The organism is Curtobacterium sp. MCLR17_042 (assembly GCF_003234695.1).
Classification (GTDB): domain Bacteria; phylum Actinomycetota; class Actinomycetes; order Actinomycetales; family Microbacteriaceae; genus Curtobacterium; species Curtobacterium flaccumfaciens.
In genome coordinates this window covers 87,283-102,774 of record NZ_QKTD01000009.1, presented here as the reverse complement: position 1 = coordinate 102,774, position 15,492 = coordinate 87,283, and the positions used below count along the sequence as shown (strand labels likewise).

General features: G+C 71.5%; 14 protein-coding genes. 6 read left to right on the top strand and 8 right to left on the bottom strand.

The window, feature by feature from the left end:
• Nucleotides 1–104: 104 nt before the first annotated feature.
• Together DEJ02_RS10710 and DEJ02_RS10705 are read right to left on the bottom strand one after the other, a co-directional pair.
• Nucleotides 105–1,271 (bottom strand): Vms1/Ankzf1 family peptidyl-tRNA hydrolase, encoded by a 1,167-nt coding sequence (locus DEJ02_RS10710; RefSeq protein ID WP_111033055.1) that lies wholly within the window; start codon nucleotides 1,269–1,271, stop codon nucleotides 105–107.
• Entirely contained in the window at nucleotides 1,252–1,593 is a 342-nt protein-coding gene (locus DEJ02_RS10705; protein ID WP_111033054.1) for a hypothetical protein, read from the bottom strand. The genes DEJ02_RS10710 and DEJ02_RS10705 overlap by 20 nt, the downstream gene beginning before the upstream one ends.
• A gap of 208 nt (nucleotides 1,594–1,801) precedes the next feature.
• Between DEJ02_RS10705 and DEJ02_RS10700 the strand changes: the two genes are divergently transcribed.
• From DEJ02_RS10700 to DEJ02_RS10685, 4 genes are read left to right on the top strand one after another with little or no spacing between them, the layout of a single operon-like run.
• Nucleotides 1,802–3,160 carry an extracellular solute-binding protein gene (locus tag DEJ02_RS10700; RefSeq protein WP_111033053.1) on the top strand — a complete coding sequence of 453 codons (1,359 nt, stop codon included), beginning with the start codon at nucleotides 1,802–1,804 and terminating at the stop codon, nucleotides 3,158–3,160.
• Nucleotides 3,157–4,272: a carbohydrate ABC transporter permease gene (locus DEJ02_RS10695; RefSeq protein WP_056069609.1), complete on the top strand. Its 1,116-nt coding sequence runs from the start codon at nucleotides 3,157–3,159 to the stop codon at nucleotides 4,270–4,272. The genes DEJ02_RS10700 and DEJ02_RS10695 overlap by 4 nt, the downstream gene beginning before the upstream one ends.
• Complete coding sequence (locus DEJ02_RS10690) at nucleotides 4,269–5,204, top strand: carbohydrate ABC transporter permease (protein ID WP_027464914.1); 936 nt, start codon at nucleotides 4,269–4,271, stop codon at nucleotides 5,202–5,204. Before DEJ02_RS10695 ends, DEJ02_RS10690 begins: the two co-directional genes overlap by 4 nt.
• On the top strand, nucleotides 5,201–8,245 hold the full coding sequence (locus DEJ02_RS10685; protein WP_111033052.1) for a glycoside hydrolase family 2 TIM barrel-domain containing protein: 3,045 nt from the start codon (nucleotides 5,201–5,203) through the stop codon (nucleotides 8,243–8,245). Before DEJ02_RS10690 ends, DEJ02_RS10685 begins: the two co-directional genes overlap by 4 nt.
• 96 nt (nucleotides 8,246–8,341) lie before the next feature.
• Here the strand turns inward: DEJ02_RS10685 and DEJ02_RS10680 are convergent, their stop codons facing one another.
• A complete protein-coding gene (locus DEJ02_RS10680) occupies nucleotides 8,342–8,767 on the bottom strand; it encodes a DUF3151 domain-containing protein (protein ID WP_111033051.1) in 426 nt (141 codons plus the stop codon).
• Between the two features lie 274 nt (nucleotides 8,768–9,041).
• Here DEJ02_RS10680 and DEJ02_RS10675 point away from each other — a divergent pair, with 274 nt between their 5' ends.
• Complete coding sequence (locus DEJ02_RS10675) at nucleotides 9,042–10,613, top strand: ABC-F family ATP-binding cassette domain-containing protein (protein WP_111033050.1); 1,572 nt, start codon at nucleotides 9,042–9,044, stop codon at nucleotides 10,611–10,613.
• A gap of 18 nt (nucleotides 10,614–10,631) precedes the next feature.
• Here DEJ02_RS10675 and DEJ02_RS10670 read toward each other — a convergent pair whose 3' ends face one another.
• The 4 genes from DEJ02_RS10670 to DEJ02_RS10655 form a co-directional block, all read right to left on the bottom strand.
• A complete protein-coding gene (locus DEJ02_RS10670; protein ID WP_111033049.1) occupies nucleotides 10,632–11,327 on the bottom strand; it encodes an SDR family oxidoreductase in 696 nt (231 codons plus the stop codon).
• A gap of 10 nt (nucleotides 11,328–11,337) precedes the next feature.
• On the bottom strand, nucleotides 11,338–11,829 hold the full coding sequence (locus tag DEJ02_RS10665; RefSeq protein ID WP_111033048.1) for a VTT domain-containing protein: 492 nt from the start codon (nucleotides 11,827–11,829) through the stop codon (nucleotides 11,338–11,340).
• Between the two features lie 61 nt (nucleotides 11,830–11,890).
• Nucleotides 11,891–12,922: a YihY/virulence factor BrkB family protein gene (locus DEJ02_RS10660; RefSeq protein ID WP_111033047.1), complete on the bottom strand. Its 1,032-nt coding sequence runs from the start codon at nucleotides 12,920–12,922 to the stop codon at nucleotides 11,891–11,893.
• Nucleotides 12,923–12,926: 4 nt separating this feature from the next.
• Nucleotides 12,927–13,442, bottom strand: a complete 516-nt coding sequence (locus DEJ02_RS10655; protein ID WP_111033046.1) for a hypothetical protein — start codon at nucleotides 13,440–13,442, stop codon at nucleotides 12,927–12,929.
• A 63-nt stretch (nucleotides 13,443–13,505) separates the two neighbouring features.
• Between DEJ02_RS10655 and DEJ02_RS10650 the strand changes: the two genes are divergently transcribed.
• Nucleotides 13,506–14,246 carry an MBL fold metallo-hydrolase gene (locus DEJ02_RS10650; RefSeq protein ID WP_111033045.1) on the top strand — a complete coding sequence of 247 codons (741 nt, stop codon included), beginning with the start codon at nucleotides 13,506–13,508 and terminating at the stop codon, nucleotides 14,244–14,246.
• Between the two features lie 170 nt (nucleotides 14,247–14,416).
• On the opposite strand, the gene DEJ02_RS10645 is transcribed toward DEJ02_RS10650, so the two are convergent.
• Entirely contained in the window at nucleotides 14,417–15,460 is a 1,044-nt protein-coding gene (locus DEJ02_RS10645) for a Gfo/Idh/MocA family protein (RefSeq protein WP_027464923.1), read from the bottom strand.
• Nucleotides 15,461–15,492: the final 32 nt, after the last annotated feature.

Here is a 15,492-nt window from a genome sequence, read left to right as displayed (position 1 = left end):
ACGCTATACGCGGCCGTCGTGGCGGCCCGCAGGATCGCGCCGAGACGGACGGGAGGCCCGCTACCAGCTGGCACCGGGCCTCCCGTCCGTCGTCCGGTCACCGCTCAGGCGGCCGGCACCGCCGGTCCCACCGGCCACCGCAGCAACGCCGCGGCGGGCGCGCCGTTCGGGAGCGACGCGGCGTTCACGAGCAGCAGCTCGGCGTCGGTGAGGGCGACCGCCCGGACGATCGCGCACACGGCCGGGACCGGTCCGATGGCCGGTGCGCCCGCCGCCTGCTCGGGTGCCGTGGCGATCCACGGCACCGCTCCCAGCGCGAGCAGGGTTCGATCGCCGATCGCGGCGGCGTCGATCGCGACGACCGAGGCCTGCGCCTGCTGCAGCGCCTCGACGACGGACCCGAGGCCGGTGACTGTCTGGTTGTCCCCGCGGCCGACGTGGGTGCGGAGCAGGTCCTCGAAGTCGTGCCGGCGGGTCGCGATGCCCCGGGCGAGCGCGATGTCGACGTGCTCGACGAGCGCGGTCTCCGACGCATCCGACGCCCGGGGGTCGACCGGGACCTCGGAGACGACGGCGCGCGCCTCGGTGGACAGCTGGTCGAGCAGGAGCCCCCGTGCGCGGATGTCCCCCGCGACCACGATGAGCTTCGGCTGCAGCCGCCGGAAGGCCTCGTCGACGGACGCAGCGACCTCGTTCTGGTTGTCGCGCCAGATCTCCTCGGTGTGGTGCTGCCACCGCAGGTGCGACCAGCCGCCGCCCTGGAACTTGTGGAGCGTGTCGGTGCGGCCCTGCACGCGCTGCTCGTCGCGACGGTCCGGCACGTCCGCGTGGCCCAGGCGGTAGGCGCGGTAGCCACCACCTTCGCGACCGACCTCGACGATCAGGAACGGCAGGTCGAGCGGCCGGTGTGCCAGGAGCGGCAGCAGGTCGGGCACGGGGTCGTGGCCGATCGACGTCGGGGCGTGCATCGCCCCGGGCAGGACCTCGCTGAGCACGAGTTCTCCGTCGTGCACGAGCACGTACCGGCTGACCGGCGCCGGCACCCCCGGCGTCTCCTCGAGTTCGGCCATCACGGTGTCGATGACCTCGGCGTCCGCCCCGGCCGACCGCAGCACGTCCTCGGCCTTCCGGCGCTGCAGGGCGGCGAGGTGCTGCGGGTCCTCACGGTCACCGGACGCGTCGACGTAGGCCCACGTCCAGGTGCCCCCGCGCTTCAGGCGTTCGGCGATGCCGGACTGCAGGTGCGGGGCGTCATTCTGCGTCAGAGCCATCGGTGCTGCCCTCCCCGGTCTCGGTGCGGTACACGGTCGCGTCGGCTCCGTCGCCGTCGCCGGTGGGCAGGGGTTCGGCCCGGTCGGCGTCGTCCTCGGGGAGCACGTCGGTGGTGTCGTCCTGCAGCTCGCCCTCGAGCTCGCCGTCGTAGCCCGACGCCGCGAGGGTCTCCGGGCCGTCGGTGTCGTCGGGGACCGGCTCGGACTGCCGGAACTCCTCGACGTGGGCGTTGCTGCCGTGCCCCTGGACGATGCTCTGCGCCTCGTGCGCGAGCTGCTCGTCGAGTTCGGGGCGATGGGTGGTGTTCCCGCGTTCGGTCATCGCTTCTCCTCCCGGTCGTGCCACCGGCGGCCTTCGCCGTCCGGGGCGTCGGTGTCTGCTCTGTGACCCCACCGTCCGCGCCCGGGCCTGGGGCCGTTCCAAGGTGCGCAGGGAACGCGCAGTGTCGGTACGGTCACGAAACCACAACGGCGTTCGGTTCTGTGATTGGGTGTCGACAACCCCGATCAACGACGAACGGAGTGCGGCAATGGCGCCACGACCACGACCCATCACGAGACGACACCTGTTGGGCTTCGGCCTCGGCACCGCGGCGGCGGGACTCCTCGCCGGCTGTGCGGTCCCGGGCTCGACCAACGTCAACAAGGCGGCCCTCGTGCCCGCCGCGGCCTCGGGTGAGACCGTCCAGCTCACCTACTGGGCCTGGCTCAAGGACCTGCAGAAGGTCTGCGACGTCTGGAACAAGACACACCCGGACATCCAGGTGTCGGCGAACTGGATCCCCGGCGGCAACAGCGGCGGGTACCAGAAGATGTACTCCGCGCTCGCGGCCGGCGGCGGCCCGGACATCGGGCAGGTCGAGCTCCGGCAGATCCCCGAGTTCATGCTCGCGAACGGCCTGGTCGACCTGGCCCGGTACGGCGCGAAGGACTTCGAGTCGAAGTACGACGAGGCCGCGTGGGCGCAGGTGTCGTTCGTCGACGGCATCTACGGCATCCCGCAGGACACCGGCCCGATGGGGTTCTACTACCAGACCGCGATCCTCGAGCAGGCCGGCGGCGAACCCCCGACGACGTGGGACGAGTGGCGTGACCTGGCCGACAAGGTCCGGAGCACCGGGAAGCAGAACTACCTCGAGGTGTTCCCGGTCGCCGACGCGTCGCCGTTCGCCGCGTACGCACAGCAGGCCGGCGCGCGCTGGTTCAAGGTCGACGGCGACGAGTGGGTCGTCGACATGACCGACGACAAGACCCTGATGGTCGCGGACTTCTTCGACGGAGTCATCGACGACGAGCTCGTCGACACGAGTGCCGGTGCGTACTCCCCCGGGTGGTACGCCGCGGCCGCGAGCGGCAAGATCGCCGCGGTCACGAGCGCGAGCTGGGGTGACGCCCTGATCGAGTCGGTGCAGGGCGGCGAGGGCAAGTGGAAGGTCGCCCCGATGCAGAAGTGGGGCGCCGACGGCTTCGGCTCGAGCGCCATCGGCGGTTCGACGGCCGCGGTGCTGGCGAACGCGAAGCACCCGAAGGAGGCGCTCGAGTTCATCACGTGGATGACCACCTCGAAGGAGGGCATCGACGCGATGATCAAGCACTGCGGCATCGGCTGGTCGCCCGCCGTCGACTACATCGGGGCACAGCGCGAGAAGCCGTCGAAGTGGTTCTCCGGCCAGAACTACAACGAGGACGTCTTCGTGCCGGCCTCGAAGGAGCAGAACATCGACTGGTCGTGGTCCCCGGTGACCCAGTCGGCCTTCACCAGCCTGCAGAACCAGTTCCGCCGCAAGCTCACCTCGGGCCTGAAGCTCAGTGACGCCGTGGAGCTCGCACAGCGGGAGATCGTCCAGTCCTTCAAGGACAAGGGCCTCAGCGTCAGGACGGCACGATGACCCAGCAGACCACCACCAGGCAGTCCACCGGCCGACCGGCCGGCGGCACCCCCGCGTTCCGCACGAGCACGAAGGCCACGAGCGCGCAGAAGCGTGCCCCGTGGATCCTGCTCGCCCCGTTCCTGGCCCTGTTCCTGCTGACGTTCGTCATCCCGATCATCAGCGCCCTGTTCCAGTCGTTCACCACCGTCGACCGCGAGGGCCTGTTCGGTGAGGACGGCGTCGTCGGCCGGTTCGCCGGGTTCGACAACTACGCGATCGCCCTGCAGGACAGCGGGTTCGTCGCCTCGATCGGCCGCATGCTGCTGTTCGGCATCGTCCAGGTCCCGGTGATGATCATCGCCTGCACGATCCTCGCGCTGCTGCTCGAGTCGGCGAGCGCCCGCTGGCCGGGCTTCTTCCGGGCGATCTACTTCATGCCCTACGGCGTCCCGGGCGTCATCGCCACGATCCTGTGGTCGTTCCTGTACGTGCCCGGCCTGTCGCCGATCGTGTCGCTGCTGCAGTCGATGGGGCTGCAGCCGGACTTCCTCGGCGCCAACAGTGTGCTGTGGTCGATCGCGAACATCGTCACGTGGACCTACACCGGCTACAACATGCTCATCATCGTGGCGCAGCTGAAGTCCATCCCCGGCGAGGTCTACGAGGCCGCCAAGGTCGACGGCGCGAACGCGTTCCAGGTCGCGTGGCGGATCCAGATCCCGCTCATCGCGCCGGCCCTGGTGCTCACGACGGTGTTCTCGATCATCGGCACCCTGCAACTCTTCGCGGAGCCGCAGATCCTGTCGACCGTGGCCCCGGCGATCGACACCGAGTACACGCCGAACTACGCCGCCTACACGAACGCGTTCGCGTTCAACGAGTACGGCGTCGCGAGTGCGCAGGCGGTCATCATCGCGCTGGCCGCGTTCATCCTGTCGTTCACGTTCCTCGCGCTGACGAACCGACCGCCCAAGGACGAACGCGACCGACGCAAGCGCGCACGGCGCGACGGCCGGGAGGCCCGCACCGCGCTCCAGACGCGCGCTGCGGCGGGCAGCACGGTCACCACCCAAGCCGACCCGGGCCTCCAGGCCGGTCGCGTCGCGACCACCGAAGGGACTGACCGATGACCAGCGAAGCCATCGAAGCGCCGGCCACGGCGAAGACCGCCGTCCCCGTGGACACCACGTCGATCTCGGCGCACCAGCGCCGCAAGCTCGACCGGTCGCCGCGCTCGCAGATCGTGGTGACGGGCATCCTCGTCGTCGTCGCGCTGTACTTCATCGTCCCGCTGTACTGGGTCGTCATCGCCGCGACGAAGACCACGGGCGCGCTGTTCTCGACGAACGGGTTCTGGTTCGGCGGCGAGTTCGCGCTCTGGAGCAACCTGCAGCAGGTGTTCACCTACGACGGCGGCATCTTCGTCCGGTGGATCGCGAACAGCATCCTGTACTCCGGCGTCGGTGCCGTCCTGGCGACCTACTTCGCCGCTGCCGGCGGGTACGCGCTGGCGAAGTACGACTTCCGGGGACGACAGTTCGTGTTCGGCACGATCCTCGGCGGCGTGCTCGTGCCGGGGACCGCGACGGCACTGCCGCTGTTCCTGCTGTTCTCGTCGATGGGCCTGACCGACACGTACTGGAGCGTGCTCATCCCGAGCCTGGTGTCACCGTTCGGCCTGTTCCTGTGCCGGGTGTACGCCGCCGCGTCGGTGGACACCACCCTGCTCGAACAGGCACGCATCGACGGGGCCGGTGAGCTGCGGATCTTCCACACCGTGGTGCTCCGGCAGATGACCCCGGCGCTCGTCACCGTGTTCCTGTTCCAGGTGGTCGGGATCTGGAACAACTTCTTCCTGCCGCTCATCATGCTGGCAGACCAGAAGCTGTACCCGATAACACTGGGTCTGAACAACTGGCGCTCGCAGGTCGACCGCCTGCCGGAGTTCTACCAGCTCACCACCGGCGGGGTGCTCGTCTCGGTCATCCCGCTCGTCATCGCCATCATCGTCCTCCAGCGCTTCTGGCGTGGAGGCCTCACGGAAGGATCGGTCAAGGGTTGACCCACTCCGCACTCTCGTCCACCGCACCCGGCTCCGACTCGCGGCTGGCACCCCGTGCCTGGCTGCACACCGACGCCCCGTCCCTGTCGCTGAACGGGGACTGGCGGTTCCGGTGGTCGCCCGTCGCCTCGGTCTCCGAGGACTTCGCGACCGAGGGTGGGGAGGACGACGACCCGGCCTGGGGCGAGCTCCCGGTGCCGTCGCACTGGGTGCTGCACGGCCACGGCGCTCCGAGCTACACGAACCTGCAGTACCCGTTCCCGATCGACCCGCCGCACCCACCGGAGGAGAACCCGACCGGTGACCACCGCCGCACGTTCGAGCTGCCGTCGTCGTTCGACGGTGCCGGCCGGGTGCTGCTGCGGTTCGACGGGGTCGAGTCGCACTTCCGGGTGTGGCTGAACGGGACGCTCGTGGGGTGGTCGACGGGCTCGCGCCTGGCGACCGAGTTCGACGTCACCGAACTGGTGCGCCCGGGGGCGAACGAGCTCGCGGTCCGGGTGCACCAGTGGTCGGCGGCGTCCTACCTGGAGGACCAGGACCAGTGGTGGCTGCCCGGCATCTTCCGCGACGTCACCCTGCTCGCCCGGCCCACGGCTCCGATCGACGACGTGTTCGTCCAGGCCGGCTGGCGGGCGACGCTCGGCACGGCTGCCTCGGCGGGCACCGCGGCGTCGGGACGGCCGGAGACGGGGACCGGCACGATCACGTTCCCGACGCTCGACGCGGTGTTCCCGGTGCGGTTCGCGGTGCCCGGCCTGGGCGTCGACGTGACCTGGGCCACGGCGTACGACGTCGCGCCGATCGAGGTCGAGGGCGTCGAACCGTGGAGTGCCGAGCTGCCGAAGCTGTACGACGCGACGCTGTCGACCGGTTCCGCGGCGGGCGGCTCGGGCGGTGCCGCCGGTGGCGAGACCGTCTCGCTCCGGCTCGGGTTCCGCACCGTGTCGATCGTGGGCGACCGGTTCCTGGTGAACGGTGAGCGCGTGGTGTTCCACGGCGTGAACCGGCACGAGACCCACCCCGTGCGCGGCCGGGTGTTCGACGAGGAGCACGCCCGCGCCGACATGGCGCTGATGAAGCGGAACAACGTCAACGCCATCCGCACCTCGCACTACCCGCCGCACCCCCGTGTGCTCGACCTGGCCGACGAGCTCGGGTTCTGGGTGATCCTGGAGTGCGACCTGGAGACCCACGGGTTCCTGTTCACCGACTGGGTCGGCAACCCCTCCGACGACCCGGCGTGGGCCGAGGCCTACCTCGACCGCATCGCCCGCACCGTTGAGCGCGACAAGAACCACGCGTCGATCGTGATGTGGTCGCTCGGCAACGAGTCCGGCACCGGTCGGAACCTCGCGGCGATGTCGCAGTGGGTGCACGACCGCGACGTCGAGCGCCCCGTGCACTACGAGGGCGACTACACGGGCGAGTACACGGACGTCTACTCGCGGATGTACCCGACGTTGCAGGAGACCGAGTCGATCGGCGGCGGCACCCCGACGCCCCTGCTCGGCTGCGGCCCGGCCGAGGCGGCACGGCAGCGGTCGAAGCCCTTCATCCACTGCGAGTACGTGCACGCGATGGGCAACGGCCCTGGGCAGATCGCCGAGTACGAGGCCCTGGTCGACCGGTACCCACGGCTGCACGGCGGGTTCGTGTGGGAGTGGCGGGACCACGGCCTGCTCGCGAAGACGCCCACGGGCGAGGACTACTACGCCTACGGCGGGGACTTCGGCGAGGTCGTGCACGACGGCAACTTCGTGATGGACGGCCTGGTACTGCCCGACGACACCCCGACACCCGGGCTCGCCGAGTTCGCAGCCGTCGTGGCCCCGATCCGGCTCGCGGTCTCGGACACCACGGTGCTGGTCGAGAACCGGTACCACTCGGCATCGACCGCCGGGCTCCGGCTGTGCTGGACCCTGTCGCGGAACGGCGTCGTCGAAGCCTCGGGGCGCCTGTCCACGGGCATCGTCGCCGCCCGGGAGTCGGCGACGGTCCCGGTGCCCTCCGAGGTGCTCGAGGCAGCCACGTCCGAACTCGCACCCGGCGACGAGCTCTGGTTCGACCTGACCGTGGAACTGGCGGGGCCGACCGCGTGGGCGGACACCGGCCACGTCGTCGCACGCACCCAGCGGCTCGTCGCAGCGCGCGCGGCGGACGCACCACGGGCCTCCCGGCAGGGGTGGGACGGCGACCGACTCGGTGACGGCACCTTCAGCGCCCGCGGTGACCTGGTGTCCTGGAAGGGGCACGAGGTCGCCGGGCCCCGCCTGGAGCTCTGGCGTGCGCCGACGGACAACGACAGCCTGGCGTCACAGGGCGGCTACGAGACCGCGGACCCGGTGCTCACGCACGGGGTCGGCGACCCGACCGCTCCCCCGTCGGCGACGCGCTGGCGCGACCGAGGGCTGGACCGGCTGACGCACCGGCTGGTGTCGGTGTCGCGCACCGACTCCGGTCTGGAGCAGCGGGTGCGCGTCGCGGCGGCGAACAGCGGGTGGGGCCTCGAGGTCACGCACCGCTGGACCCTGACGTCCGACGGGCTCGTGCTGCAGACCGACGCCGTGCCGTTCGGCGCCTGGGACGTCACGTGGCCGCGGATCGGGGTGCGGTTCGACCTGCCGGCGTCGCTGGCGGATACGGACGCGACCTGGTTCGGGACCGGACCGCTGGAGTCGTACGCCGATTCCTCGCATGCTGCCCGTGTCGGCCGGTTCACCGCGCCGGTGCGCTCGCTCGGGGTGGAGTACTCGCGGCCGCAGGAGACCGGACACCGGCCCTCGCTGCGTTCGTTGTCGGTCGGGCCATTCACCGTGACGACGGTCGGGTCGCACCGTGCGGGGTTCACCCTGTCGCCGTGGACCGCGCAGCAGATCGACCGTGCCGAGCACCCGTACGAGTTGCCCACGTCCGACCACCTGTACCTGTACCTCGACGCTGCGCAGCACGGGCTCGGCAGCCGGGCGTGCGGGCTCGACGTGCTGCCGGAGCACCAGCTCTGGCCGCAGGCGTTCAGTTGGAGCGTGCTGCTGGGCTAGGCGGGGTCGGCGCTACCGGAACCAGGTTCCGGACACAGCACCGCGCATCGGCGTGGTTCCGTGTCCGGAACCTGGTTTCGTCGTTGCGTGCGACGCCTACGCGCCGGCGGACAGGGCGCGCAGGGCCTCGGGGTCGCTCGCGTTCAGGAAGTCGGTCAGGCGCTCGGCCTCGCCCGGCTCCTCGATCGCCTCGGCCGCACGCCGCAGGGCGAACAGCGCCCGCAGCACGCCACGGTTGGACTCGTGTGACCACGGCACCGGGCCGACACCGCGCCAGCCGGCCTTGCGCAGGGCATCGAGCCCACGGTGGTACCCGACACGGGCGTACGCGTACGACTCGAGGGTCGCGCCACGCGCCCACGCCTCGTCGGCGAGCAGCGCCCACGCCAGGCTCGACGACGGGTAGGACACCACCACGCTGGCGACGGGGGCCTCCGCCTCGATCGCGGCGGTCACCTCCGGCTCGGCGGGCAGCAGGGTCTCGGGGTTCGACGACGGGGTCGGCAACAGGTTCTCCGGCATGCCCCCAGCCTGTCATCCCTTGCGGGTGCCCGTGTCACGGGATTACCGTGGAGGTCACCTCGTCGTCATCGCGGGGCCGCCGGGGCGGGAGACCGACCGGCGGAACGGATGGCGGACACGGGGGTCCCCCGACGGAAGCAGACGGATTGCTGTCGATCACCGGTACCGCTCAGCCCACGCGCTGACACCGTGATCGCGCGCCCCGTCGGGCGCTCCACCGCACCGCGGTGGCCTCGGTGTCGTGCGCCCAGCATCGACACCGGGAGACACCCCCATGCCCACCAGTCCGTCCGTCGTCCTGCACGACGTCACCTTCGCCTGGCCCGACGGCACCGTCGCGCTCGACCACCTCACCGCCGCCTTCGGACGTGGCCGGACCGGCCTGGTCGGGAGGAACGGGGCCGGCAAGTCCACGCTGGTCCGGCTCGCGACCGGCCGGCTCCACCCCACGTCGGGCAGCATCGCGACGTCGGGTCCCGTCGACCACCTGCCGCAGCGCCTTGCAACGGGGATCGACGACACCATCGCCGACCTGCTCGGCGTCCGTCCCACACTCACCGCGCTCCGGGCCGTCCTGGCCGGCAACGCCACGGCAGCAAAGCTCGAGGCAGTCGGCGACGACTGGGACCTGGAGGAACGGGCCGCCGCGGTGCTCGACCGGGTCGGGCTCGACGGCACCGACCTCGACCGGCCGGTGTCGACGCTGTCCGGCGGGCAGTCGGTGCTCGTCGCCGTCGCCGGGGTTCGGTTGCGCGCTCGGCCGATCGTGTTCCTGGACGAGCCGACGAACAACCTGGACCGCCGCGCCCGCGGGCTGCTCCTCGACCTGGTCGACGACTGGCGCGGCACCCTGGTGCTCGTCAGCCACGACCGGGAACTCCTGGAGCACGTCGACGAGACCGTGGAGCTCCGCGCCGGGTCGATGACGGTCTTCGGCGGGACGTTCAGCGCGTTCGAGGAGCACCTGGCCGTGCAGCAGGCGGCCGTCGAGCGCGAGGTCCGGGTCGCCGACCAGCGGCACCGCACCGAGAAGCGACAGCGCATCGAGGCGGAGACGAAGATCGCCCGACGGGCGAAGGCCGGCGAGAAAGCGGGCCGCTCGATGCCGAAGATCCTGGCGAACGAGCAGCGGAAGAAGGCGCAGGAGACCGCCGGCCGGCTCCGCGTCGGGTACGCGGACGACGAAGCCGCCGCACTCGCGTCCAAGCGCGAGGCCGAGCTCCGCCTGCGCGACGACGAGTCGATCCACGTCACCCTGCCCGACCCGGACGTGCCGGCATCGCGTCGGATCGCCACCGTGGCCGTCCGCGGACGGGACGTCATCGTGCAGGGGCCGGAACGGATCGCCGTCACCGGGGACAACGGCGTCGGCAAGTCCACCCTGCTCGAGCAGCTCGTCGGCGACCCCGCCGCGCGGGAGCACCCGCTGCCCGAGACCACGGCCGTCGCCCACGTCGACCGGATCGCGTACCTGCCGCAGCGGAAGGACAGCCTGGACGACACCGCCACGGTGCTCGACAACGTGCGCCGGGACGCCCCGCACGTGCCCGTCGCCGAGGTCCGCAACCGGCTGGCGAAGTTCCTGGTGCGCGGGGACACCGTCGACCGCCCGGCCGGGGACCTGTCCGGCGGGGAGCGGTTCCGGGTGGCGCTGGCGGCCCTGGTGCTCGCCGACCCGCCGCCGCAGCTGCTCGTGCTCGACGAGCCGACGAACGACCTCGACCTGACGAGCGTCGACCAGCTCGTGGACGCACTGCGGGCCTACCGGGGAGCAGTCGTGGTGGTGAGCCACGACGAGACGTTCCTGGAACGGCTCGAGCTCGACGAACGGATCGAGCTGCGGTGACCCGTCGAGGGACGGACGTCAGCGCCGACGGGTCGGCCGGATCGCGAGCGACTCGACGGTGCCGCGCTCGGGCAGGTCGACGACGGTGCGGACCGCGGCGGCCACGTCCTCGGGTGCCAGGTAGTAGTCGGTGTCGTAGGACTCCCCGAGCTTCGCCACGAGCTGCCGCTGCATGTCCGAGTCGGTCCGGCCCGGGTGCACGCTCGACACCCGCACGCCGTTCGCCCGCTCCTCTTCGCGCAGGGCGTCGGCGAAGGCCCGCAGCGCGAACTTCGACGCCGCGTACACGCCACCGCCGGGGCCCGAGTGGAACCCGGAGCCGCTGTTGATCGGCACGACGATGCCCCGGGCCGCCCGCAGTGCCGGCAGCGCCAGCCGGGTGAGCTCGGCGACCGCGAACACGTTCGTCGCGAAGACCTGCTCCCACACCGCGCGCGGGGTGTCGGCGACGGTGGTGCCCTGCTCGACACCGGCCGAGTGCACGAGGACGTCGAGCCGATCCGGCAGCGCCGGGACCTCGCCCGCGCCCAGGTCACCGACGAACGGCGCCGCGCTCGGCAGCTCCTGGACGAGGGCGTCCACGGCGTCGGCGGACCGGCCGCCCACGAGCACGTGGTGGGTGCGGCCGAGGTCGACGGCGATCGCGCGGCCGATGCCGCGGGTGGCTCCGGTCACCAGGGCGACCGGACGGTTCTGGAGCTGGTCTGTCGTCACGGAGGCCAGCCTACGGAAGCCGGGCCGGGCCTCCTGTGCGGTCGCGGCGACGACGCAGGACCGTCAGCGCGACGCCGGCGACGACCACCAGGCCCACGAGCGCCGCGATGCCCCACGGCGAGCCGGCGAGCGCCGCGACGACCGCCCAGAACACGGCGAGCCCGACCGTCGCGTACAGGAACGCCCATGCCACGCACCCCGGCACCATCGCGATCGTGTACCGCCACCAGGCAACCCGTGCCAGCCCCGCTGTGGCGTTCATCACCGTCTGCAGGCCGACCACGACGAAGCTCACCGTCACCACGGGCAACCCCCAGCGATCCAGCAGCGCCGAACCGCGACGGACCGCCGGCGAGCGCAGCCAGCCGCCCCACCGCGATCGGGACGCACCCGTCACCGCGAGCCGCGCCACCCAGTACGTGGCCTGCGCGCGGCAGAACACGATCACGAAGAGCGCGAGGACGAGCCACCGGAACGGGAGCCCCTCGAGGAAGGACGGCACGCTCGCACCGTAGCGCCCCGACCCGGAGAGTGCCCGTCAGCGGTGGTCGGACGAGCCGCGGTCAGTCGTTGTCGACGCCCTGGCGGATGCGGATGCCCTCGAGCACGTCCTGCGCCCGCTTCTCGTCCTGCTTCTCGATCTGTCGGGTGTCGCGCTCGGGGAGCTGGATGTCCTCCTCCGCGCGGATGCCGGCCTGCAGCTCGCGCCCCCGCTCGATCTCGGCGTCGAACTCGGCACCGAAGAGCAGGGCGTTGTTCGTGATCCAGATCCAGAGCAGGAACACGATGACCCCACCCAGGGAGCCGTACGTGGCGTTGTAGTTCGAGAAGTTCCCGACGTAGAACCCGAAGCCGACGCTCGCGATGACCCAGATGAGGAGCGCCAGGATCGAGCCGCCGCTGACCCAGGTGAACTTCGGCTGCTTGACGTTCGGCGACCAGTAGTAGAGCACCGCGACGACGATGATCGCGATGACGAGCAGGATCGGCCACTGCACGATCGACAGGACGGTGACGGCCACGTCGCCGAGACCGATGACGTCGCCGAAGCTGCGGGCGAGCGGCGCGCTCACCAGGACCAGCAGACCGACCACGAGCAGGACGACGGTGGTGACGGTCACGCCGAGCATGGTCGGGCGGAGCTTCCAGATCGGGCGGCCCTCGCGGACGTTGTAGATCCGGTTCATCGAGCGGCCGAACGCGCCGACGTAGCCGGAGGCCGACCAGAGGGCGCCGAGCAGACCGACGATGAACGTCACCGGCGCAGCGGGCGAGCGGACCAGGCCGTTCACCGGCTCCTTCAGCAGGCTCGCGACGTCACCGCCGCCGACGTTGCGGATCACCTGGAGCAGGGTCTCGATGGTCTTCGCCGGGTCCGACACCAGGCCGAGGATCGACACGACCGCCAGCAGCCCGGGGAACAGCGCGAGCACCGAGTAGTACGTCAGGCTCGCCGCCAGGTCGGTGCACTGGTCGCTCGTGAACTCGCGCAGCGTCTTCTTCAGCGTGTAGACGAGCGTCGGCTTCTTGAGGTCGGTGGGGTTGTCGGGCTTCCGGGCGTCGTCCGGGTCCGGCTTGTGCTCTTCGTGCGCCATGTGACTACCCTCTCGCCTTCACGGCCTGCTTCGACCGCTTGACCGCCTGCTTGCGGTTCTTGTTCGCCCGTCGCTGCACCGCCGCGATGCCGACCTGCTGCTTCACGCGGGCGCGGTGCGCCGGGTCCTGCTCAAGCGCTTCCTCCGCCGCCTTGGCCCGCGCCTTCCGGCCCTTGCGACCTGCCTGCGCCTGCTCCTTCGCCGAAGGGGCGTCGCCACGCGCACCGAACGGCAGCAGCGCGGTGAAGGCCGAGTTCGCCGGCGGCTGAGCGAGGTGCCCAGCGGGCTTGTTCCGGAGCGCGATGCCGAGGACGATCGCCGCGACACCGGTCAGACCGGTGATGCCCATCGCCACCAGCGGCGTGGGGTCGCGGTGCCACCGCTGCTTCGTCTTGGCGACCGCGAGCCGCGTCCGGGCGGGCAGGTCCGCGCGTCGCTTCAGCTCCGTCACGGTGTCCGTGATGCCCTCGCGGGTGCGCACGTTGGCGAGTTCGAGCTCGGGCAGACTGTCCTTGGCCATTCCCCATTTCGTACACGTCCCACCCGGGATCGTGCCCAGCAGGCCGCGTCTACCGTGCCGCACATGCTCTTCCGGGACGCCGCCGAGGGGATCCACCGCCTCGAGATCGCACACACCAACACGTACCTCGTCGAGACCGGCGATCAGTTGCTCGTCGTCGACGCGGGGTTGCCCGCCGCGTGGCCGCACCTGCAGCTCGCCGTGCACGACCTGGGCTACACGCCCGACCAGGTCGAGGGGCTCCTGCTCACGCACGGGCACTTCGACCACGTCGGCACCGCCGCACGGATGCACCGCGACTGGGGCACGCCCGTGTTCGTCCACCCGGGCGATCGGCACCTCGCCGCGCACCCGTACTCGTACCGGCCGCAGACGAACCGTTTCGGGTTCGTGGCGCTCCACCCGGGGGGTCTGCGCCCCCTGGGCCGCATGCTGCTGGCCGGTGCGGTCACGGTCGACGGCATCGCGGACACCGAGCCGCTGGAGAGCCGCGCCGACGTGCCGGGCAACCCGTGGATCATCGAGACCCCGGGACACACCGACGGCCACGTGGCACTGCACTTCGCCGACCGCGACGCCGTGATCGCCGGGGACGCGCTCGTCACCTTCGACCCGTACACGGGCGGGATCGGACCGCGGATCGTCGCACCCGCGGCGACCTCCGACGTCGACACGGCGGTCGCGTCGCTCGACCGGCTCGCGGACACCGAGGCGAAGCACGTGCTGCCCGGCCACGGGTCGGGCTGGTCGCTCGGCGTGCGGCGGGCCGTCGCGCAGGCGCGGCGGGCGGCCGGCGCCGCCTGACGCGCGAGCGACAGATCAGGCGGACCGCACCGGGTCTGGTTCGCGAAAGCGACAGTATGCCGCGAACGTTCCGCAACCCACTGTCGCTTTGACGCGGTGGGCACGACCAGAGCCGGACTGGAGGCGCGGTGCGGGCCCGCCCCGCGCCTCCAGGCCGTGGGTGGGTGCGGTCAGGACGGGACGACGACGTCCTCGGGCAGGCCGGACGCCGCGGAGCGGCCGGCGGCCTCCATCAGCGCGAGGCTCCGCAGGTTGTCACGACCGCTCGTCTCCGGGGCGGGGCCGCCCTGCACGGAGCGGGCGAACGCCTGCAGCCCGCCCTGGCGGTCGGTGTGCGCGAGCACGGGGAGCTCGACCGGCTCGGCGACGTCGTCCTGCGTGCGGCGGACGGTGACCCGGTCGCCGTCGACCGCGTTCGGCTCACCGTCGCGGCTCGTGAACCAGAGCTCGCCGTCCTCGCCCTCGATGCTCCACTCCCCGGCCCAGGCGGTGCGCGGGCCACGGCTCAGCCAGCTGCCGCGGTAGTTGACGACCGTGCCGCCGTCGAGCTCGATGATCATCGAGGCGACCGCTTCGTCCTGGTACTTGCTGTAGGCGGGGTAGCTGGCCTTGGCGAAGACCCGGACGGCCTCTTGCCCGGTGATCATCCGGAGCAGGTCGAAGTGGTGGATCGCCATGTCGTTGATCATCGCGTGCGGGAACCGGTAGTGCGGGTACGTCTCGGCGGGCTGGTCGTTGTCCCACTGCCGGAAGTCGACGTTGATCGCGGAGACCTCGCCGACCACGTCCGCCTCGAGCATCTCCTGCACCACCCGCGGCGCCGGGTACCAGCGGTAGTTCTGGCTGACCTGCAGCACCAGGCCGAGCTCCTCGGCGCGACGGACCGCGGTGACGGCCTCGTCGGTGGTGTTGGCGAACGGCTTCTCGACCAGGACGTGCTTGCCGGCGTCGAGGGCCTCGAGCGCGAGTGGCACGTGCGTCACGGCCGGGGCGGTGATGACGACGGCGTCGGCCTCGACCGCGGCGAGCGCCTCGGTCAGGGACCCGAACGCCGCGGAGGCCGGGAGCCCGAGGTCGGTCCGCACGGCCTCGAGCGTCGGCGCCGACGGGTCGACGATCCCGACCACCTGCACTTCCGACACCTCTGGGATGGCGGTGCGGGCCCAGTTGCCGCCCCACCCTCCGAGACCGACGTGGATGATCCGGACGCTCATGCGCGCACTCCTTCGTGACTGCCGTCGTGACT